The following is a 21,788-nucleotide window of genomic DNA, read 5'->3' as shown; positions in this document are numbered from 1 at the left end:
TATGGATCAGTAAGCGTTATCGTGAACAAAGCCCTTCCTCAGCGTCAGAAACAGGATCTGGATATCAAGAACCACAGACCAGTGGGTAATGTAGTGCATGTCGTGCTCTACCCTCTTGGCCATCTTGTCCAGGGTATCGGTCTCGCCCCGCCAGCCATTGACCTGGGCCCAACCGGTGATACCTGGCTTTACCTTGTGCCGCAACATGTAACCTTGAATCAAAGCCCGGTACTGCTCGTTATGCGCTACCGCATGAGGCCTTGGCCCGACCACGGACATCCGCCCCTGCAGCACGTTGATGAACTGTGGCAGCTCATCCAGAGACGTCCGGCGTATAAACGCGCCTATCCTAGTGATCCGACTGTCGTTTCTTGTTGCCTGTTTTATAGTAGTCCCATTTTCCACACAGGTCATGGAACGGAATTTCCAGACTTCAATTCGACGGCCGTCCACGCCGTAACGCACCTGCTTAAACAACACCGGCCCACGGGACTCCAGCCGTATCCCCGCCGCAATCAACAGCATTGGAATGGCAAACACCAGCAGGGCCACGCTGGCGATGGTGAGGTCTTCGGCCCGCTTCAGCGCCCCCCAGGGCCCCCGGATCGGCGACTCGTAAACGCTCAGAGTGCGCATCCCACCCACGTCGCACCAGGCGGCATTAACCAGGTTGTAGACAAAGAAGTTGGGCACAATATGCACCTGACTGGTGGTGTTGGCGCAGCGTTGCAGGATGGCGGATATGCGGTCTTCCGCTTTCAGGGGCAGGGCCACGAAGATCTGATCAATGCCCCCTCGGGCCGCCAGCTCAATCGCATCGTCCACGTCCCCCATCACCTTGGTCTGCACCATGGGGTCCAGCCGGTGTCGCTCACGATCATCGTAGAAACCCTGCACCCGCACACCAAGACCGGGCTGGCGCTCCAGCGCTTCCGCCAGCTGTATCCCCAAGGAGGTCGCCCCGACCACCAGCGCCGTTTTGGTATTTTTCCCCTGCGCACGTTGCCGGGTCAGATACTGACGACAGGCCCAACGCCAGGACACCAACAGCACCGCCACGATCGTGCACCAGTAAGCGAAGCCAATCCGGCCAAAGTTCTCCCCCAGCTTGAGAAAGTACAACCCGAGCACCAGCAGGATGGTGACCGACACCCACACCAGCAGCGTCACCAGCACCACTTCGGAAAATGGCGCCAGACGCCAGGAGCGGTAAAGCGAGAAGATCTCCGACAGGTACACCATCAATAGCGCCGCGATGACCCCCCAAAGCACCAGCTCCTTGACCGGCATATAGACCGGGCCATCAAACAGGTACACGAGCCCCAACCCGGCTAATACTGCCACCACATCAAACACCCGGGCCAAGCCAACAGGCATCCCTCCATTGACGCCTGATGGAAACTCACTCTGGGTCATACCACCTACCTCCTGAACCGAACTGCAGTGCACTGCGAAAACGACACAGGGCCGGATGCACACTGGCATCCGGCCCTGCTCAGGTTATTGTCCCGACACCCGGTAGGTGTCATTACTGAACGACGTCCCACCGATGGGGCCCCCCGTCGACAGAATCAGCTGGTCCCCGAAGGTGCCAAATGCGGCCCCGTGGGTCGGGAACAGCGCATCCCCAAGGTATTGCCACTGATTGCTGCCCGGGTCGAACTCCTCGTACTGCGGGAACACGTTGTTGGTGACGCCACTGGCGTACTCGCCGCCAAGGACCTGGATCCGTCCATTGATGGTGCCTACCGCAAAGGTCCGGCGTCCGGTCAGCAGGTCCGGTCCCCGTCGCCACTGGTTACTGGACGGGTTGTAGATCTCCATCGTATTGAGCTGGCCATCCAGGCTAGTGCCATCAGCCAAACGATGACGTCCGCCCAGCACATACAGCTCACCATTAAGGACCGCCGTACCCGGGTTATCCCTGACCTGGCTCATGCTCGGTCCGGTCCGCCAGCTGTTGCTGCCCGGGTCATAGACCAGAAGGCTGGCCACTGAGGCACCGCTGCCATTCATGCCGCCGGCGATATAGATCTCATCACCGATGGCTTCCGCCCGGATCCCGCCCAGTGCCACCGGCATGGGCGCCAATGCCTGCCAGCTGTTGCTGCCCGGGTCATAGCGATAGCTTTCGGTGACCGCGCCATTGAAGGGACCGGAAGAACCGCCAAACACGTAAAGCGCACCGTTGTAAGCGGCGACCGCACCATTCTCAACGGCGGTACCCGGTTTCGCGGCCAGGGTTTGCCAACTGTCGGCACCGATGTCATAGGCATAATGGGTGTTGACGTGTCCGGACGCGGTTTTGCCACCCACCACGTGCAACTTGCCGTTCAGAATGGCACTGCCACTGTCGAGCAGCTCTGCCGGGGCATCCGCGCCGGCATCCCAGCATGGGGTACTGGCCAGGGCCAGTACCGATACCACGCCCGCACCAAACTCACCGACATAGATGTCGCCATTGCGTGCCGCCAGCGGCAGAGGGTCCACCAGGTCCGCAAACAGTTTCTCCGCCAGCACCACCTGATCGCCGTCAGCATTCAGCTGCAGGCGGGTAACGCCATCATCCTTGGAGTAGTAGGTCACCATCAGGTCGCCATTGAGCGCACCGCAGGCGCGGTTAGACCGAAGCTCGACGATGCCGTTGGCCGACTTGTTGTTGCCCAGCGAGAAGATCTCAGGCTGGTAGTTCGGCAACGGTGCCACGTTCTGGTAACTGCCGTCCTTAAAGACACACTCGTCACGGGTCGGGTTGGGGTGGCCGTAGTACTCTCCCGCTTCCAGCTTCAGCAGTAGATCTGGTTGAGTGCCAGGGTTGTCGCCCCCCTCATCGTAGGGAGCAGGGTCACCAAAGCCACTGCAATCCGGTGTCGGCTTGGGCGGATAAGCCCCTTTCACCCCGAGGCCATTATCGGTCGCGTACGCCTGACCATTGCTGTGGAACACAAAGTCATAGGTGTTACGCAGCCCGGTCACCCAAGTCACCACATCACAGGGATTAGGACCGAAGATGTCGGGGCTGTTGTCGCAGGTGCCATCAAAGCCCGCGGCAAACACATCCGCCACCAGGATCGCCGCCGATAAGGGCTGCTCGGCCCGGTCACCAAACTCCGTGTTGGCCACATTGGGGTCTACCGCTGCACCCGCTCCGGTAATGCCACCAATGGCAATGTAGAGCCGGTTGTCCGGACCGAAGTGCAGACTGTTGGGGCCGTGGTTGGCCTTGGCCCGCGGCAGGCCGCTGATCACCACCTCCGACTCGGCAAAGTTGTCACCGAACAGCCGGGTCACTTCACCGGAATTAATGATGCCGTTATTGGTGGAGGCACTGGAGTGGTTCACCCACAGCGAGAACCCATTGGGATCCGATGGGTCATCGTGGTACACCTCGATGCCCAGCGTCATCCTTGAACCGTGACGATCGGTCAGACCGGTGATCACCTGGTCATCCACAACCCGCAACTGATCATCAAAGGTCAGGGCATGGATGGTGCCAAACAACTCGGTGACATAGAGTCGGTTATCCGGGCCCCAGACCATCGCAGTGGGGAAGTCGAGCGGGTGGCTGCTGACCTTGCTAAAGCTCCAGTCCGCGCTGCCACCACCGGAACCGCCACCACCCGAGCCACCGCCACCACTTCCCGGTGCACCCAGGCTCTCCACAGAGAACGACTCGAACTGGTACACCAGTGCACTGGCGCCGTTACGGTGGCTGGCCATGATCCCGGTAAAGGTTCGGGTACCGATAACCGGATCGATACCGGCCGCATCAAAGCTGAAGAACTCTGGCGCGATATCAAAGCTGCCCAGGTTGGTTTCACTGCCGCCATTAATGCTGTAGCGGGCACTGATGCTCTGGGTTTCCGGGTTGGCCACCAGGGCCAGGGTCAGGGTATCGCTGGACAGATCGCCCACGTTAGCGTCGAACTTACCCTGCACCGAACCGGCGGACTCATAGATGAACTCAACAACCGGACCACCGCCGGCGGAGTTGTACACCAGCTTGATAAAGTGGTCTTCGTCATAGCCGAACCACAGACCGGCCTGTTCATACTTGCCGGAACCCGCAGGCGGCTCCACCAGCACTGTACTGATGCGGGCGATGTGATTGGGGCCGGCATAGCCCACACCCAATGCGTTATCGAGGTTGTTGATGCTCTGGTGTTGCAGCCCTTTGGTGGTGGTCACCACCAACCGTTCGGTGGAGGTGTTCACATCCAGGTTATCCGGCAGATAGCCACTGCCTTTGCTGGTCGGCTGCAGGTAGGTGAAACCGGTGCCGATGCCGTTGCCATCGAGGTAGCCCTCTACCGAGTCATCAAACTCAAGGACGTAAGGCAGCGTCACTTTCACGTCACTGCAGAGCACCGGGCCACAGAGCTCACCGGTGCCTCCACCACCGCCGCCCCCACCGCCGTTCGGGTCGGTCAGAGTCAGGGCCACCGTGACCTGGGCCGAGCCCACTCCGGTTGAGAACAGAGTCACGGTATCGGAATAGCTGCCAGCACTGAGGCCGTTGGTATCCACACTGAAAGTCACGGTGGCCGGTGTGCTGTCGCCGCCCAGATCCAGGCTGAGCCAGGCCGCATCGTGCTCCTCACTGAACACCAGGTTACTGCCATCCGATGCGGTGACCTGCGCGGTCGCCGACAGGATGCCGCTGTCGATCTCACCGGAGAGGCTAATGGAGGTCGGTGACGCCAGCAGGGAAACCACCTCTTCACCCACCACAAAGCTGCCCTGGGTGTATTGGCTGCCGTTGGTGGTCACCAGCTCGACATCAATGGTGTGCAGCCCATCAGACAGGCCATCCACGTTGAAGGGGTATGCCGTACGATCTGGCGCCGTCCCCGCGAAGTCGTAGGGTGCCACCCCTTCGGTCTTAGTGGAGGAACCGCTCAGACCCGGGTTATCCAGGTAGAAGCGGACTTTACTGACGCCATTATCCGGTGAGGTAAAGATGTAAACCGGTCCGCTGAGGCTCTGGCCACCCAGCGGCACGGCGCCGCTGCGATCAGGCTGAGTACTGACCAGCAGGCTGTAGCCGCTGCTGCCACTGCTGAGTACCGTCAGGGACACCCCATGGCTGACGCTGGGATAGCCGGTCACCGAAGCCGTAATGGTGGCGCTGTAGCTGCCGACCCCAAGGCCGGTGGAGTCCACCTGGAATCCCACGCTGCCCGGCACCGCCTGAGTCGAACTGTCCAGGGTAAGCCAACTGGCGGAGCTCGACAGGTTGGCCGTCGCCGAGCTGCCATCGCTCAGGGACAACGCCACGGAACCGGTTTGCTGTTGTTCACCAGTGACGCTGAAGCTTTGGGAGTCGGAGGCAAAGTTCAGGGTCGGGGTGGTCCCTCCCCCGCCGTCACCCACGGTAAAGGTGGCCGAGGCTTCAAAGGCGCTGCCACTTTGCGGGGTCACCAACACCGCAATGGTGTGGCTGCCGCCTGACAGGCTGTCTGCATCGAAGGGGTTACCCGCACCACCACTGGCGGTACCGGCAAAATCATAGGGAGCGATGTTTTCGGTCTGGAAGGTCTTTCCGCCCACCGCCGTATCCAGATAGAACTTCACCTGGCTCAGAGGCTGGGAGGGCTGGTAGAAGATGTAAACCGTGCCACTGATCTCTGCGCCATTAAGAGGTTCAGAAACGCTCTTATCGGGCAACTGACTGACACGCAGTTCGGCGTGAAGGGAAAAACTCAGAAACAGCAGAGCCAACAGGGCCCCAAAACGTCCACGGAAAAGACTTAGCATCGCTTATCGCTCCCAACCTGGAATGGCAGTTCCGAACACGAAGAGAGAGATGACGCTTCCCTGTCGCCTCTCGAGCCTGAATGGCCGATGAAACGTTAAAAAGCATAGCGCAAGGCCCTAAATTATCTGCTTAAACCCCCGCTCAATCAGGGCAACAGACTGATATGTGGCCTTATTTTTTTTCACAGATTGCATAGGCCCGATGGGTCTTTGAGTTATATCTGAGGAAATCAATCAATTAGACATGGGACTAACCACAATGAGGTATCACAACCGATGTTCAGATCAGACTCTGGTCATAACGCCGATAGTACAGCCACAACAGGCCGAGCCCCGCCCCATACAGACCGGCCCCCGAGACAATCAATAACGCCAGCTCATGCGCCCCGCCTACTGCGGCCTTGGCCAGCAGGTCGCGAAGCCACCACAGGCAGAGCGCCATGACCGACGAGATCCCCAAAGCCGGCCACAGCGCGGCAAACAGGGGAGTGAGCGGCGCCTGCAACAGCACCGCGACCGCCCGCAGGTAGACCACCATAAACAGCAGCGTTACCACCAACAGGCTCCAGGTGAAGGGCACCAGACCCAACTGAATGGTGCTCAGCAGCACCACGGACATCACCACCAGGCGGGCAACGTGTATCCTGAGCTCGCGCTGAGGTTGTCCGGTCGCGCGGAAAACCACGGACAAGACGGTGATCACCGCTTGCACCAGCCCCACCAGACAGAGCACCTGAAGCACCTCAATGGTCGGCGCCCACTGCTCGCCAAAGATGGTTTCGATAAAGATGTCTGCCACCATAAACATCCCCATCAGCATGGGAAACACGATGTAGCAGGTCGAACGCAGCGCTTTACCGATGCCATCGAGCAGGGCCTTTGGATCATCCTGCAAACGCGACAGAGCAGGAAACAGCACCTTGACGATCTCCTGGCAGATATTGCGAATGGGGACAAACATCAGCTTGTACGCCAGGGTGTAGTAGCCCAATGCCTCCGCCCCCAGAAAGCGGCCCACCAGCAGGTAATCCAGATTGTTCATAAAGTACTGGAGGTAGTGCAGTCCCAGGATATTGGCACTGAAGTTAAACACGTCCTTCAGGGCGGGCACGGAGAGCACCAGGCTCGGACGCCACGGACAGTGCCACCACATCATCACCGCCTTAAAGGTTTGCTGTATCAGGGGTTGGGCCACCAGCGCCCAGATGCCGTAGCCATTGAGCGCCATCACCACCACGGCGGTGCCGGTACTCAGGTGAACCACGGTATCGATGATGGTGAGACGCTTAAACCGCATGGCACGGCGCATCAGTGCCTGGGGGATGGTACTCAGGGCGGACAGGGTAAAGGACACTGAGAGGATTTGGCTTATCAGCGTCAGCTCGGGGCGTTGATAGAAGGCCGCAATCAGCGGCGCCGCGAGGAAGAACAGGCAGGACACCGTCAGGCCGATGCCCAGGTTGACCCAGAACAGGGTGGAGTAATGCACCTGCGTCAGGTTGTTACGCTGAATCACCGCGGCAGAAAAGCCGGTGTCGGAAAGGATCATCGCCATCCCGGACAACACCGTCACCATCCCCATCAAACCAAAGTCTTCCGGGGTCAGCAGCTTGGCCAGTACCGCCGTAATAAACAGCGTCGCCAGTTGTTGCAACTGGCGACCACCCAGAGTCCAGCTCACGGCGTGTACGGTTTTTCGCAATAGACTCATCCCGGCACTCCGTTGCGGTCTTTCCTTGTCACTGCCTGCACCGCTACTCCTCAGCGAGTTTTATCGGTCGTGAAGCGCTGCTTCGACGGCGGGCCTTGCCCAGCAGGTAGCCTATCGAAGCTCGCCATCCGGCCCGGTCGAGGGCAAACCGAATGGCCTGCCACTTATCCTGCCGGGAGCCGATATAGGCCAGCGCGGTCGCCGCTACCTTGGAGCGATAACACTCCTCGCCAATCACCGCCCGGTGTTTCTCAACGGCGCGTAAACGTCGCTCTATCTGGGGAATCGACAGCTCTTTGGCACTGTTACTGATGCGCCCGTGGGAGCCGTCGCTGAACAGGCACAGGGGTTCGGCAACGTATTGCAGTGGCTGACGCAGGGCATAGCGCAGGAACAGATCCCAGTCCTGGGAGCACACCAGCGTTTCGTCAAACCCCTCCTCACGCAACACGTCAGTCCGACCTAGCACCCCACTGGTGCCACAGATGCGGTTGTAACGATACAGACGCTGGGGGCTGATCCGTTTCAACGGCAGCACCTGAACGTGGCCGTTCTCGATCACCCGGTACCCGCATAAGCACAGTTCAGCGTCACCGATCGCCTCGACCTGGCGGGACAACTTATCCGGCACCCATTGGTCATCATCATCCAGAAAAGCGACCCAGTGGCCCTGGGCTTCCTGTATCCCGCGGTTGCGAGCGGCACAGGCCCCCCGATTCTCCGGCTGGCGCAGGTAACGCAGGGCCATCGGCGGCTCCCGCAGCGCTTCGGTGTAGTCTTCCGAAGAGCAGTCATCCACCACCAGCAACTCGATGTTGGGGTAATCCTGAGCCGCCACACTGGCTATCGCCTTGGCCAGGCGTTCCGGACGGTTGTAAGTGGTGATCACAACAGTGATCAGTTTCGGCGTATTCATCCTCCCCTCCCCTCGCGCGCAAGCTGGCAGAACGCTGCGGCGGACTGACGCCAACTGTAGTTGGCCGATAAGGACTTGATGGTTTTTGCCACCTCGACCCGGCGCTCGGCCTGGTCAAGGTGGGCTTGTAACTGAGCCAGCAGATCCGCCACGTTGTCGGCTTCAAACAGCACCCTCGGATCGCTGGCAACGACATCCGCATTTTCCGGCACGTCGGCACACAATACCGGACGTCCCGCCCCCATTGCGGTCAGCAGGCTGTTGGACATCCCCTCCAGCACCGAGGGCAGGACAAACAAGCTGCAACTGGCCATCAGGGTCGATAACTCCCGCTGTCCGACGTGGCCCAGAAACAGCACATCATCCGACGCCATCTGTTCCAGCTTAGTCTGGTATTCCTGAGACTTGCACTTACCGCCCGCCACCACCAGCATTGGCCGGGACTCTGGCGGCAGTTGTCGATGGGCCTGCAGCAACACATCGAGGCGCTTCACCGGGTCAAGCCGGCCGGCATAGAGCAGGTACCCTTCCGGCTCCAACCCCAGCCGTTCCAGATAACCGGGGATCGGCTCCGCCAAAGGGGTAATCCCGTTGGGGATGTAGATGGTGTCCAGCTGCCGAGCCGCAAAGTAGCGCTGCATCGCCAGGCTGTTCACCGTGCACTGGTGGGCGATGTGCGTCGCGGCGTACTCACCCAGCTCCAATACCTTCTGATTCAGGCCGCGCCACCCATCCCGCTGGCTGTCGATGGCACGCAGGCAGGCGACGGTGTGGGCCCCGAACAACCGGCCTATCACGGACAGTAAGCTGGGCCCGGAGGCAAACAGAAACAGCGTGTCGGGCCGGATCCTGACGATGGTGTAAAGCAACAGCCCGAGTGTACAGAGCGCATGGCCCAGCCGCCCAAGCCACTTGGGCGCCTCCAGCAGGTGAACACCGTCCTGTTCAGTGCGCTGAAACCACCAGCCTTTGCCCCTGCCCGCGACCCAGGGCTCAATATCGGGGATCCGTACGCTCTCTTTCGCCAGCTCGCGGATGGCGTTCTCCACCCCCCCGTAACTGGAGTGGTAACCCCGTCCTCCCAGCCAGGCCACCTTAAGTCGCTGCGTCATTGCGCCGTTGCTCCATCCAGTAACAGTGAAGAATGCCCAGCCACACCCAGATGTAGTTGCCGCCTAGGAAGATGCCGTCGTTATGAAACAGCGCATGAAACCCATAAGGTGCCAAGGCAACCAGCAGGGCCACCCCAAACATCCGCTTGAGCGTGGCCAGGTAATAGATGAGCAGGCCGGCGCCCACCAGCCCATAGACAAACAGCATCTTCACGGCGTGATTATGGATGCCGCGATACACCACCACTTCGGCGTTATTGATGTGGTAAAGCCGGTGCCAATACTGGTCAGCGAGGTCACTCGCCTCAATCAGCCAGCCGTGCCCCAACGGGTTATCCCAGAACAGTTTCAGCCCAAGCATGGTCAGAGGTACGCGGGCCTGCATGCTGGAATCGGTGGTACTGAAGATCCTCAGGTCCAGCAGCTGTGACGCCAATGCGAACAACACCGGCGCCAGCAACAACAGTCCGGTCACCAGCAATACGCCCACCCCACGATGCTTGTGGCAAACCAGATAATGCAGGGGCAACAGCAGCAACAGGCCGCCAATGGTGGAACGGGTGCCGGAGAACACCGCGGCCGCGAACAGCAGCGCGATCAGCGCCCAGGTCCAGCGAGGGCTCAGAGGGTTGAGCGCCGGTGCTCGCTGGGAAGCGTAGTAGAGCAACCCCACCACCAGCGTGATCTGATAGCCGAGGTGGATTGGAGAGTAGGACAAGCCTCGCGAGCGATACTGGTCCTGATAGGCGCCGCCTCCGGACTCCTGTTCAATCGCAAAGATCTGCGCCCGATCCAAACCCTGCCACTGTTCAAACCGGTATTTCAGGTCCCACGCGGGCTGAAAATCGAGCCCCTGCAGGACCGCGACAAACGCGGTCAGCGCCACCACGGCAAAGAAGATCCGCACCACCACCCGGACCCCATAGAGGTGGGCAATAAGAACAGTAAACAGAAACGCCAGAGCAGGCTGAAGCACCCACTTAACCACCATAAGCAGGGTACCTGGCCAATCCAGCGTGCCCCACAGCGTCGTGATCATGCCGACAGCCGCGATGCCAGCCAGGGTGGACAGATGGACGTTACCGCGGGTCAGATCTGCCCAGGGCACACGATAGAGGGTCGCCAGCCAGCCCAGCCCCAACAGCAGCACCCAGACCCGCACCGGCAATCCGGCTTCCAGCTTGACCATGGTCACCGCCAGACACCAGAACAGGGCAAAGATCGCCAGCGCCAGCATGGCCAGCGGGTGCGTACGCTCAGTCGCGATGACGGCGCTCATTGGTCACCGCCCAATAACGCTTTGCGATGCAGGCTGAGTACCCGCTCCAGCGAGTACTGATCCCGCACTTTGGTCATCGCGCGACTGGCCATGCCATCCATGTGTGGCCCATCGGCCCTGGCCATGGCGTCGGCGATACTGTCCGCCTCCCAATCGGCGCTCAATACTCCATCAACGCCGTCTTCAATCACCTCGGCACAGCCGTAGTTGGGGGCAGCCACGCAGACACACCCCGCCGCCATCCCCTCAAGCAGGGCTTTAGGCATCGCTTCATAATTGCTGACCAGGAAAAACCAGCGGTATTGGGTCAGCGCGTCACGCACTTCGTGATTGGGCCGCACCCCCAGAAACCGGCATTCGGCACCCACTTTGGCCGCATGCGCCTCCAGCTCCCCCCGCAACGGACCATCGCCGTAGAGGTCCAGCGGCAATTGGCGTTTTGCGCAGGCTTCAATCAGGTTAAACAGGTTCTTAAAGGACATCAGCCGGCCCACATAGACCCCACGATTGGGCCTTTGCGAGGGCGCATCATGCGCCCTCGCCGTGCTTTCCAGCTCGATAAAATTGGGACAATGGCTGACGTTGGGGCCACCGGACGTGGCGCGATAGTCGCTTTCAGTGCAGACCAGCGCGTGGTCGGAACACGCCAGTGCCAGTCGATCCAGTGGCCAGGAAAAGGCCAGCCGGGCGTACTGCTTTCGGTCCAGGTGCCGGCGCCATAGTGAGTGGCCATAACGGTAAACAAATCGGCCGCCAAGCAAGAGTCGGGCGGTGAGGCCAGTCCAGCAGCCACTGGTCTGGTGGTTGATCATCGCCGTAGCCTGGGTAAACGCGTCTCGCTGGAGCCAGGGCCCCGCCACGGAGTAGAACAACTTACCCAGCCCCGTTCCAGCCCAGGCTGGCGCGGGCAGCACGGTGATGCCGGGATGCAGCCGGCCCGCCTTCTGCTCCTCGGCCACCAGCGCGGGATCATCCGGGTGATAGGTAAACCACACTACCTGCTCGGCCAGGCCCGAGTTCAGATAGGCTTCGAAGATCACCTTCTCCTTGGAGAGGATCCCCATCTGTTTCCAGCGCGTCGCGGACATGCCGTAGGAGAAGATCACCAGGACCACGTTGCTCTGCCCCATCACCCCTCCCCCCGGGACACCGCCCGTAACCAGCGCACCCCTTTGCGCAGCGACTTCGGCGCCACAAAGCGGGCGAAGGCGGTGCAGATGGCGCGGACCTGATCACCATCCCCACGCCAGGTACTGGCATGGTGCAGACACAGAGCCGACAAGGAGAACAGGGCCTGATGCTGACGCCGACTCACGGTGATGGTGCCCTCCTCCTCGTTCCGTTCAGCCAGAGGTTGATTGACTCCCATAAAGCGCACCCCGTGACGCAACAGGCGCAGGTAGAGCTCATAGTCCTGCGCATAGCGGTACGCTTCGTTGTAGCCCCCCACCCGCTGCAAAACGGTCCGGCGAATATTGAAGGCGGAGTGGACGAGAATATTGCGGTGTTGCAGCGCCTCGGCAATGGCGTCGTGCTCAGCGGGCACGGTCAACTGGTAGTGCCGTTCGCCGTCAATCACCCGGGTGTCACTGACGATCACCCCCACCTCCGGGTGAGCCTGAAACCGCTCAACCACCTGATCCAGCCGCTCTGGCGAGAAGCGATCGTCATCGTCCAGCCGGGCAATGAACTCTCCCCTGCACTGCGCCAACCCCCGATTCAGGGAGCGGGTCAAACCCAGGTTCTCCGGGTTCTGAATCACCCGGATTGCACGCCGCCGAGCTGGGGGGATCTCTGCCAACAGCCGCTCGGCCGAGACGTCCGGGTCATCGAGCACGAGAACCACTTCAAAACGGACTGACGATCTACCGAAAATGGATTGCAGGGCAGTAATCAGGCTTGGACGGCCCAATGAGGCGATCAATACCGAGATTTGGCAACGCTGCTCATTACAGATGGGGGCGGCAGACTCTGCCGGGGGATGCTCATCCGTTCTTTCCACTTGCATTCGCCTCCGAACCACGCAACCGACTCAGAAAGAAGAGATATAAGCGTAGACAAAAAGTCAGAAAGGGCCGGATAGAACGGGGATTTTTTAGCGGGATTTTTCTGGAGCGGACAAACAAAAAGGGCGCCTTACGGCGCCCTTTTCTGGCTTATAGCAAGCGTTGATTACTCAACGATCTTAGCTACAACACCAGCACCTACGGTACGGCCACCCTCACGGATAGCGAAACGCAGGCCTTCTTCCATCGCGATCGGAGCGATCAGGGTAACAGTCATCTGAATGTTGTCACCCGGCATTACCATCTCAACACCTTCCGGCAGCTCGATGGTGCCAGTGATGTCGGTGGTACGGAAGTAGAACTGAGGACGGTAGCCTTTGAAGAACGGGGTGTGACGACCACCTTCTTCTTTGGACAGAACGTACACTTCAGAGGTGAACTTGGTGTGCGGGGTGATGGAGCCCGGCTGAGCCAGAACCTGACCACGCTCAACTTCTTCACGCTTGGTACCACGCAGCAGAACACCACAGTTCTCACCAGCACGGCCTTCGTCCAGCAGCTTGCGGAACATTTCAACACCGGTACAGGTGGTCTTGGCGGTGTCTTTGATACCAACGATTTCTACTTCGTCGCCAACTTTAACGATACCACGCTCAACACGACCGGTAACTACGGTACCACGGCCCTGGATGGAGAATACGTCTTCGATCGGCAGCAGGAAAGCACCGTCTACAGCACGCTCCGGCTCAGGGATGTAGGTGTCCAGAGCTTCAGCCAGTTCCAGGATCTTAGCTTCCCACTGAGCGTCGCCTTCCAGCGCTTTCAGAGCGGAACCTTGGATTACCGGAGTGTCGTCGCCCGGGAAGTCGTACTCAGACAGCAGTTCACGAACTTCCATCTCAACCAGCTCGAGCAGCTCTTCGTCATCAACCATGTCACACTTGTTCAGGAACACGATGATGTACGGTACGCCAACCTGACGGGACAGCAGGATGTGCTCACGGGTCTGCGGCATCGGGCCGTCAGTAGCAGCACAAACCAGGATCGCGCCGTCCATCTGGGCAGCACCGGTGATCATGTTCTTAACGTAGTCAGCGTGACCAGGGCAGTCAACGTGAGCGTAGTGACGGGTCTCAGTATCGTACTCAACGTGAGAAGCGGCGATGGTGATACCACGCTCGCGCTCTTCCGGAGCGTTATCGATCTGGTCGAACGCGCGAGCTTGACCACCGTTGGCCTTGGCCAGAACGTTGGTGATAGCAGCGGTCAGAGTGGTTTTACCGTGGTCAACGTGGCCGATGGTACCAACGTTAACGTGGGGTTTCGTACGCTCAAATTTTTCTTTAGACACGACGTCTTTCCTTTCAATTTGCGACCAGGCCCAGAGGACCTGATCTGTTAACGAACTGAGTTCTTTGTTGCCTTTTCAGGCATTAGTATCCGCGCGCTTCGATAACCGCTTGCGCTACGTTCTGCGGGGCTTCGGCGTACTCGCTAAACTCCATGGAGTAGGAAGCACGACCTTGAGTCGCAGAACGCAGGTCGGTGGCGTAGCCGAACATTTCAGCCAGCGGCACCCTAGCACGCACGATCTTCAAACCGGCAGCTCCATCGTCCATACCTTCGATGATGCCGCGACGGCGGTTAACATCGCCAACCACGTCGCCCATCCAATCCTCAGGAGTGGTGATCTCCACTTTCATCATGGGTTCCAGCAGTACCGGGTTTGCAGCCAGTGCGCCTTTACGGAAGCCCATGGAGCCGGCGATCTTAAACGCCATCTCGTTGGAGTCCACATCGTGGTATGAACCATCGAACAGAGTAACTTTTACGTCCAGCACAGGGAAGCCTGCGAGGACACCTTGAGCCATCTGTTCCTGGATACCTTTATCTACAGCAGGAATATATTCCTTTGGCACCACGCCGCCAACCACTTCGTTGACGAATTCGTAGCCGGCACCGGCTTCGCGGGGCTCCAGTTTCAGCCATACATGACCAAACTGACCACGACCGCCGGACTGGCGTACGAACTTCCCTTCCACTTCCACAGCGGAGCGGATGGTCTCGCGGTACGCTACCTGGGGCTTACCGACGTTGCACTCAACGCTGAATTCGCGCTTCATGCGGTCGACGATGATATCCAGGTGCAGTTCACCCATACCGGAGATGAGGGTCTGGCCGGATTCGTCATCGGTCTCCACGCGGAAAGACGGATCTTCCGCGGCCAGTTTGCCCAGGGCAATGCCCATCTTCTCCTGGTCGGCCTTCGTGCGCGGCTCAACCGCGATCTGAATAACCGGCTCGGGGAACTCCATGCGCTCCAGTACCACTTTGTGGTCCTGGTCGCACAGGGTGTCACCAGTGGTGACGTCTTTCAGGCCAATCGCTGCGGCGATGTCACCGGCGCGCACTTCCTTGATCTCTTTACGATCATTGGCGTGCATCTGAACCATACGGCCCAGACGTTCGCGCTTCTGTTTTACGGAGTTAAATACCGCATCGCCAGTGTTGGCAACGCCGGAGTAAACCCGCATAAAGGTCAGAGTGCCCACAAAGGGGTCGGTGGCGATCTTAAACGCCAGCGCAGCAAAGGGCGCGTTATCGTCGGACTCACGAGAAACCTCGTTGTCGTCCATGTCCACGCCTTTAATGGCGGGAACATCTACCGGGGCCGGCAGGAATTCCACTACGGCATCCAATACCGCCTGCACGCCTTTGTTCTTAAAGGCAGAGCCACAGGTGGCCAGAACAATCTCGTTGTTCAGGGTGCGCTGACGAAGAGCCTTCTTGATCTCTTCTTCGGACAGTTCCTCGCCTTCGAGGTACTTGTCCATCAGCTCTTCGGATGCTTCCGCAGCGGACTCAACCAGATATTCACGCATCTCGGCGGCCTTATCGGCCAGCTCAGCGGGGATATCCAGGTAGTCAAAGCTCATGCCCTGATCAGCTTCATTCCAGCTGATGTATTTCATCTTGATCAGGTCAATGACGCCTTTGAACTCATCCTCGGCACCGACGTTCATTTGGATTGGCACGCAAGTGGCGCCCAGACGGTTGCGGATCTGCTCTACAACACGGTCAAAGTTCGCACCGGCACGGTCCATCTTGTTGACGAACACGAGGCGCGGTACGTGGTACTTGTCAGCCTGACGCCAAACGGTCTCAGACTGAGGTTCCACACCGGACGAGCCACAGAACACCACGACAGCGCCATCCAGTACACGCAGGGAACGCTCTACCTCAATGGTAAAGTCCACGTGTCCGGGGGTGTCGATGATGTTGATGCGGTGCTCGGGGAATTGCGCTTCCATCCCCCGCCAGAAGGTGGTGGTCGCAGCAGAGGTGATGGTGATACCACGCTCCTGCTCCTGCTCCATCCAATCCATGGTCGCGGCACCGTCATGAACCTCACCGATCTTGTGAGACAAGCCGGTGTAGAACAGAACGCGCTCAGTAGTGGTGGTCTTGCCAGCGTCTACGTGAGCACAGATTCCGATGTTACGATAACGTTCAATCGGGGTCGTACGAGCCACAATACAATCCTCTTACTGGCGCCGTGGCACCAGCTTTTACAATAAGTGGCGCAGCACCGAAGTGCTGCGCCGGGGACATTACCAGCGGTAATGAGCGAACGCTTTGTTCGCTTCGGCCATACGGTGAACGTCTTCACGTTTCTTAACCGCGGAACCTTTGTTTTCGCTTGCATCCAGCAGTTCACCTGCCAGGCGCAGAGCCATCGATTTTTCGCTACGCTTACGAGCCGCTTCCACCAACCAGCGCATGGCCAGAGTGTTACGACGAACCGGACGAACTTCAACCGGAACCTGGTAGGTAGAACCACCAACACGGCGGGACTTCACTTCCACGGTCGGACGGATGTTGTCCAGTGCAGTTTCAAAGATTTCCAACTCAGATTTGCCTGCTTTCTCAGAAGCAGCGGCCAGACCACCGTAGATGATCTTTTCAGCAGTGGACTTTTTACCGTCCAGCATTACTACGTTGACGAACTTTGCCAGAAGCTCAGATCCGAACTTCGGATCCGGCAGAATTTTACGTTGACCTACGACGCGACGTCTTGGCATGGGAATACTCCGATTTCTTCAGGTTTATCCAAAACAGGATGAACGATTTAAGTGCTTGGCCTTACTTAACGGAGAACCATTAAGACTTAGGACGCTTAGCGCCGTACTTGGAACGACCTTGACGACGGTCGTTCACACCGGCGGTATCCAGGGCACCACGAACAGTGTGGTAGCGAACACCCGGCAAGTCTTTTACACGACCGCCGCGGATCAGCACTACGGAGTGCTCCTGCAGGTTGTGACCTTCACCACCAATGTAGGAGGTAACTTCAAAACCGTTGGTCAGACGAACACGGCACACTTTACGCAGTGCAGAGTTCGGCTTCTTCGGGGTGGTGGTGTATACGCGAGTGCAAACACCACGTTTTTGAGGGCACGCTTCCAGCGCAGGAACGTTGGTTTTTTTAACCTTGTCCTTACGCGGCTTACGTACCAGCTGGTTAACAGTAGCCATTCAAATCTCCTGATTAGCTTCAACTACTCAGTTTCAGGTGCGAAAAATCGATCCCCGTATCGAGGGGACGCGAAATTTTAAGCACCTAAGTAGTGGGTGTCAAGATTTAGCCAAGCCAGTAGCCCGCTTTCTTGTCGAACAAAAAAAGGGGCGTCGATTGACGCCCCTTGTGTGCGGTAATCCTAATCGATTACTGGTCGTTCGGGCCTGCGGCGTTCAGCAGGTCCGCCAGGTTCTGCTCGGCTTCGGAAGCGGTCACCGCGGGGGCGGCTTCCTGGGCCTGCTGCTGACGGCTGCGGTGGTACGCGTAACCGGTACCAGCCGGGATCAGGCGACCAACGGTCACGTTCTCTTTCAGACCGCGCAGATCGTCGCGCTTGCCGTAGGTGGCAGCGTCGGTCAGTACGCGGGTGGTCTCCTGGAAGGAGGCCGCAGAGATGAAGGACTCGGTCGCCAGAGACGCCTTGGTGATACCCAGCAGTTCGCGCTCGTAAGTCGCCGGCTGCTTGCCCTGCTCTTCCAGCAGACGGTTGGCCTGATGTACACGGGCCACTTCCACCTGCTCGCCAGCCAGGAACTCGGAATCACCACCGTTGAGGATGATGCACTTACGCAGCATCTGGCGGATCACCACCTCGATGTGCTTATCGTTAATCTTCACACCCTGCAGACGGTATACGTCCTGAACTTCGTTAACGATGTAGTTCGCTACAGCGTGGATGCCGCGCAGACGCAGAATGTCGTGCGGAGCTTCCGGACCGTCAGCGATCACTTCGCCACGTTCAACCTTTTCACCTTCGAACACGTTCAGGTTACGCCACTTCGGAATCATCTCCTCGTACGGCTGACCGCCGTCGTGCGGAGTGATCACCAGGCGACGCTTACCTTTGGTCTCTTTACCGAAGGAGATGGTACCGGTGATTTCAGCCAGGATAGCCGGTTCTTTCGGCTTACGGGCTTCAAACAGGTCGGCCACGCGCGGCAGACCACCGGTAATATCCTTGGTACCGCCGGATTCCTGCGGAATACGGGCCAGAGCGTCACCCACGCGTACCATGGTACCGTCGTCGATGCTCACAATGGCGTGACCACCCAGGAAGTACTGGGCCGGCACTTCGGTGCCCGGGATCAGGATGTCGTTGCCGGACTCGTCGATCAGTTTCACCATCGGACGCATCTCTTTACCCGCGCTGGTACGCTGGGCAACGTCGAGGATCACGATGCTGGACAGACCGGTCAGTTCGTCAGTCTGCTTGGTCATGGTAACGCCTTCGACCATGTCAACGAACTGAATGCGACCTTCCACCTCGGTGATGATCGGGTGAGTGTGCGGGTCCCAGTTGGCAACGATGTCGCCAGCGGCAACCGCAGCGCCTTCGCTCTTGTCCAGAACAGCACCGTAAGGCAGCTTGTAACGCTCCTTCTCGCGACCCAGGTCGTCAATAACCGCCAGTTCGGTAGAACGGGAGGTCACAACGATCTTGCCGTCGGCGTTGGTCACGTACTTGGCGTTCTGCAGCTTCAGGATACCGCTGTTCTTCACCTGTACGTTGCTCTCGGCAGAGGCACGAGATGCCGCACCACCGATGTGGAACGTACGCATGGTCAGCTGGGTACCCGGCTCACCAATGGACTGAGCAGCAACAACACCAATCGCTTCACCCTCGGCCACCAGGTGACCACGGGCCAGATCGCGGCCGTAACAGTGAGCACACACACCAAAGTCGGTCTGACAGGTGATCACGGAGCGAACCAGGATTTCGTCCACGGAGTGCGCTTCAATCAGGTCACACCACTTCTCGTCGAGCAGGGTGTTACGCGGGATCAGCACTTCGTCTTCGGTACCCGGCTTGATGACGTCCTGAGCAACCACACGGCCCAGTACGCGCTCGCGCAGCGGCTCAACCACGTCACCGCCTTCAATCAGCGGCTTAACGGAGATGCCTTCCACGGAACCACAGTCTTGCTCAACGATCACCAGATCCTGGGATACGTCTACCAGACGACGGGTCAGGTAACCGGAGTTCGCGGTCTTCAGTGCGGTATCCGCCAGACCCTTACGAGCACCGTGGGTGGAGATGAAGTACTGCTGTACGTTCAGACCTTCACGGAAGTTCGCCACAATCGGGGTTTCGATAATGGAGCCATCCGGCTTGGCCATCAGGCCACGCATACCAGCCAGCTGACGGATCTGAGCGGCACTACCACGAGCGCCGGAGTCCGCCATCATAAAGATGCTGTTAAAGGACTTCTGCTCTTCCTCAGCGCCGTCACGGTTGATCACGGTGTCGGTTTTGAGGTTTTCCATCATCGCCTTGGAGACTTTCTCGTTGGCGCTGGCCCAGATGTCGATCACTTTGTTGTAGCGCTCACCGGCGGTCACAAGACCGGCCTGGAACTGCTCGGAGATCTCAGCCACTTCCTCTTCGGCAGAGGCAACGATCTCTTTCTTGGCATCCGGGATCACCATGTCGTTGATACCTACGGAGGTACCGGAAACGGTGGCGAAGTGGAAACCGGTGTACATCAGCTGGTCAGCAAAAATCACGGTGGATTTCAGACCGAGGATACGGTAGCAGCTGTTCAGTACGGCGGAGATCGGCTTCTTGCCCATGTCCTGGTTGATCAGCGCGAAAGGCAGGCCCTTCGGCAGGATCATGGACAGGATGGCACGACCGATGGTGGTGTCGATGATCTTACGCTCTTCGACGATCTCACCCTCTTCGGTCTTGTAGCTGTCGGTGATGCGAACCTTAACGCGAGCGTGCAGGTCCACCAGACCGGCGCGGTATACCTTCTCCGCTTCTTCTACGGAGGAGAGCACCATGCCTTCGCCTTTGCCGTTCACCTTTTCACGGGTCATGTAGTACAGACCCAGTACCACGTCCTGAGACGGTACGATGATCGGATCACCAGAAGCGGGCGACAGGATGTTGTTGGTGGACATCATCAGGGCGCGGGCTTCCAGCTGGGCTTCCAGGGTCAGCGGTACGTGTACCGCCATCTGGTCACCATCGAAGTCAGCGTTGTAGGCCGCACACACCAGCGGGTGCAGCTGAATCGCTTTACCTTCGATCAGCACCGGTTCGAACGCCTGGATACCCAGACGGTGAAGGGTCGGTGCACGGTTCAGCAGTACCGGGTGTTCGCGGATAACTTCATCCAGAACGTCCCATACCTCAGCCACTTCACGCTCCACCATTTTCTTGGCGGCTTTGATGGTGGTGGCCAGGCCACGGGCTTCCAGCTTGCCGTAGATGAAGGGCTTGAACAGCTCCAGAGCCATCTTCTTCGGCAGACCACACTGGTGCAGGCGCAGGGTCGGACCCACGGTAATTACGGAACGACCGGAGTAGTCCACGCGCTTACCCAGCAGGTTCTGACGGAAGCGACCTTGCTTACCCTTGATCATGTCAGCCAGAGACTTCAGCGGACGGCGGTTGGAACCGGTGATGGCACGACCACGACGGCCGTTGTCCAGCAGGGCGTCCACGGACTCTTGCAGCATGCGCTTTTCATTGCGCACGATGATGTCCGGGGCAGCCAGGTCCAGCAGACGCTTCAGACGGTTGTTACGGTTGATCACGCGGCGGTACAGATCGTTCAGATCGGAGGTCGCGAAGCGGCCACCGTCGAGCGGTACCAGCGGACGCAGATCCGGCGGCAGAACCGGCAGAACGCCCATGATCATCCACTCCGGCTTGTTGCCAGAGTTGTAGAAGGCTTCCATCAGCTTCAGACGCTTGGTCAGCTTCTTACGCTTGGTTTCGGAGTTGGTCTGGGGCAGCTCTTCGCGCATAACGGCGATTTCGCTTTCCAGATCGATGTCCTTGAGCAGCTGCTGAACGGCCTCGGCACCCATACGGGCGTCGAACTCGTCACCATGCTCTTCCAGGGCATCCAGATACTCCTCTTCGGTCAGCATCTGGCCACGCTCCAGGGCGGTCATGCCCGGCTCGATAACCACGTAGCTTTCGAAGTACAGCACCCGCTCGATGTCACGCAGGGTCATGTCCAGCAACAGACCAATACGGGACGGCAGGGACTTCAGGAACCAGATGTGCGCCACCGGAGAAGCCAGCTCGATGTGACCCATGCGCTCACGACGCACTTTGGTTTGGGTCACTTCAACGCCACACTTCTCACAAATCACACCGCGGTGCTTCAGACGCTTGTACTTGCCACACAGACACTCATAGTCCTTTACCGGACCAAAGATACGGGCACAGAACAGACCGTCACGCTCCGGCTTGAAGGTACGGTAGTTGATGGTTTCCGGCTTCTTTACTTCACCGAAAGACCAGCTACGGATCATGTCCGGCGACGCGAGGCCGATCTTGATGCCGTTAAATTCTTCGGACGCATTCTGTTTCTTAAGAAACTGAAGTAAGTCTTTCACGATCATCTCCTAAATGGAGGTTTTAACCCGTATGCCCCGCCCGTAAGCGGGGCACTCGACCGATACCAGGCT

The 21,788-nt window shown here is 58.8% G+C and carries 13 protein-coding genes; all 13 read right to left on the bottom strand.

The window, feature by feature from the left end:
- Window positions 1-6: 6 nt before the first annotated feature.
- Window positions 7-1,377, bottom strand: a complete 1,371-nt coding sequence (locus FBAL_RS01390) for an undecaprenyl-phosphate glucose phosphotransferase (RefSeq protein WP_041251126.1) — start codon at window positions 1,375-1,377, stop codon at window positions 7-9.
- Window positions 1,378-1,500: 123 nt separating this feature from the next.
- Window positions 1,501-5,757 carry a Kelch repeat-containing protein gene (locus FBAL_RS01385; protein ID WP_013343783.1) on the bottom strand — a complete coding sequence of 1,419 codons (4,257 nt, stop codon included), beginning with the start codon at window positions 5,755-5,757 and terminating at the stop codon, window positions 1,501-1,503.
- A gap of 280 nt (window positions 5,758-6,037) precedes the next feature.
- Window positions 6,038-7,468: an MOP flippase family protein gene (locus tag FBAL_RS01380; RefSeq protein WP_013343782.1), complete on the bottom strand. Its 1,431-nt coding sequence runs from the start codon at window positions 7,466-7,468 to the stop codon at window positions 6,038-6,040.
- A gap of 43 nt (window positions 7,469-7,511) precedes the next feature.
- Entirely contained in the window at window positions 7,512-8,384 is an 873-nt protein-coding gene (locus FBAL_RS01375; protein WP_013343781.1) for a glycosyltransferase family 2 protein, read from the bottom strand.
- Window positions 8,381-9,496: a glycosyltransferase family 4 protein gene (locus tag FBAL_RS01370; protein WP_013343780.1), complete on the bottom strand. Its 1,116-nt coding sequence runs from the start codon at window positions 9,494-9,496 to the stop codon at window positions 8,381-8,383. Before FBAL_RS01370 ends, FBAL_RS01375 begins: the two co-directional genes overlap by 4 nt.
- Complete coding sequence (locus FBAL_RS01365) at window positions 9,480-10,775, bottom strand: O-antigen ligase family protein (protein ID WP_013343779.1); 1,296 nt, start codon at window positions 10,773-10,775, stop codon at window positions 9,480-9,482. Before FBAL_RS01365 ends, FBAL_RS01370 begins: the two co-directional genes overlap by 17 nt.
- Window positions 10,772-11,905 carry a glycosyltransferase family 4 protein gene (locus tag FBAL_RS01360; RefSeq protein ID WP_013343778.1) on the bottom strand — a complete coding sequence of 378 codons (1,134 nt, stop codon included), beginning with the start codon at window positions 11,903-11,905 and terminating at the stop codon, window positions 10,772-10,774. Before FBAL_RS01360 ends, FBAL_RS01365 begins: the two co-directional genes overlap by 4 nt.
- The gene (locus tag FBAL_RS01355) at window positions 11,905-12,783 is read right to left on the bottom strand and encodes a glycosyltransferase family 2 protein (protein WP_013343777.1); all 879 of its coding nucleotides are present in this window, start codon (window positions 12,781-12,783) and stop codon (window positions 11,905-11,907) included. Before FBAL_RS01355 ends, FBAL_RS01360 begins: the two co-directional genes overlap by 1 nt.
- Before the next feature lie 164 nt (window positions 12,784-12,947).
- Window positions 12,948-14,132 carry an elongation factor Tu gene (gene tuf, locus FBAL_RS01350; protein WP_013343776.1) on the bottom strand — a complete coding sequence of 395 codons (1,185 nt, stop codon included), beginning with the start codon at window positions 14,130-14,132 and terminating at the stop codon, window positions 12,948-12,950.
- An 82-nt stretch (window positions 14,133-14,214) separates the two neighbouring features.
- Window positions 14,215-16,314 (bottom strand): elongation factor G, encoded by a 2,100-nt coding sequence (gene fusA, locus FBAL_RS01345; protein ID WP_013343775.1) that lies wholly within the window; start codon window positions 16,312-16,314, stop codon window positions 14,215-14,217.
- A 78-nt stretch (window positions 16,315-16,392) separates the two neighbouring features.
- Entirely contained in the window at window positions 16,393-16,863 is a 471-nt protein-coding gene (gene rpsG / locus FBAL_RS01340; protein WP_013343774.1) for a 30S ribosomal protein S7, read from the bottom strand.
- A 79-nt stretch (window positions 16,864-16,942) separates the two neighbouring features.
- Window positions 16,943-17,317: a 30S ribosomal protein S12 gene (rpsL, locus tag FBAL_RS01335; protein WP_013343773.1), complete on the bottom strand. Its 375-nt coding sequence runs from the start codon at window positions 17,315-17,317 to the stop codon at window positions 16,943-16,945.
- A 190-nt stretch (window positions 17,318-17,507) separates the two neighbouring features.
- Window positions 17,508-21,716 carry a DNA-directed RNA polymerase subunit beta' gene (rpoC, locus tag FBAL_RS01330; RefSeq protein ID WP_013343772.1) on the bottom strand — a complete coding sequence of 1,403 codons (4,209 nt, stop codon included), beginning with the start codon at window positions 21,714-21,716 and terminating at the stop codon, window positions 17,508-17,510.
- Window positions 21,717-21,788 lie beyond the last annotated feature (72 nt).

It is taken from the genome of Ferrimonas balearica DSM 9799, assembly GCF_000148645.1.
GTDB classification, from domain to species: domain Bacteria; phylum Pseudomonadota; class Gammaproteobacteria; order Enterobacterales; family Shewanellaceae; genus Ferrimonas; species Ferrimonas balearica.
This window is presented reverse-complemented; position numbering and strand designations above follow the sequence as displayed.

Excerpts from the sequence above, each read along its gene's own strand:
- FBAL_RS01390 (WP_041251126.1), bottom strand. The coding sequence starts at position 1,377 with ATGCCTGTTGGCTTGGCCCGGGTGTTTGATGTGGTGGCAGTATTAGCC.
- FBAL_RS01385 (WP_013343783.1), bottom strand. The coding sequence starts at position 5,757 with ATGCTAAGTCTTTTCCGTGGACGTTTTGGGGCCCTGTTGGCTCTGCTG.
- FBAL_RS01380 (WP_013343782.1), bottom strand. The coding sequence starts at position 7,468 with ATGAGTCTATTGCGAAAAACCGTACACGCCGTGAGCTGGACTCTGGGT.
- FBAL_RS01375 (WP_013343781.1), bottom strand. The coding sequence starts at position 8,384 with ATGAATACGCCGAAACTGATCACTGTTGTGATCACCACTTACAACCGT.
- FBAL_RS01370 (WP_013343780.1), bottom strand. The coding sequence starts at position 9,496 with ATGACGCAGCGACTTAAGGTGGCCTGGCTGGGAGGACGGGGTTACCAC.
- FBAL_RS01365 (WP_013343779.1), bottom strand. The coding sequence starts at position 10,775 with ATGAGCGCCGTCATCGCGACTGAGCGTACGCACCCGCTGGCCATGCTG.
- FBAL_RS01360 (WP_013343778.1), bottom strand. The coding sequence starts at position 11,905 with ATGGGGCAGAGCAACGTGGTCCTGGTGATCTTCTCCTACGGCATGTCC.
- FBAL_RS01355 (WP_013343777.1), bottom strand. The coding sequence starts at position 12,783 with ATGCAAGTGGAAAGAACGGATGAGCATCCCCCGGCAGAGTCTGCCGCC.
- rpsG (WP_013343774.1), bottom strand. The coding sequence starts at position 16,863 with ATGCCAAGACGTCGCGTCGTAGGTCAACGTAAAATTCTGCCGGATCCG.
- rpsL (WP_013343773.1), bottom strand. The coding sequence starts at position 17,317 with ATGGCTACTGTTAACCAGCTGGTACGTAAGCCGCGTAAGGACAAGGTT.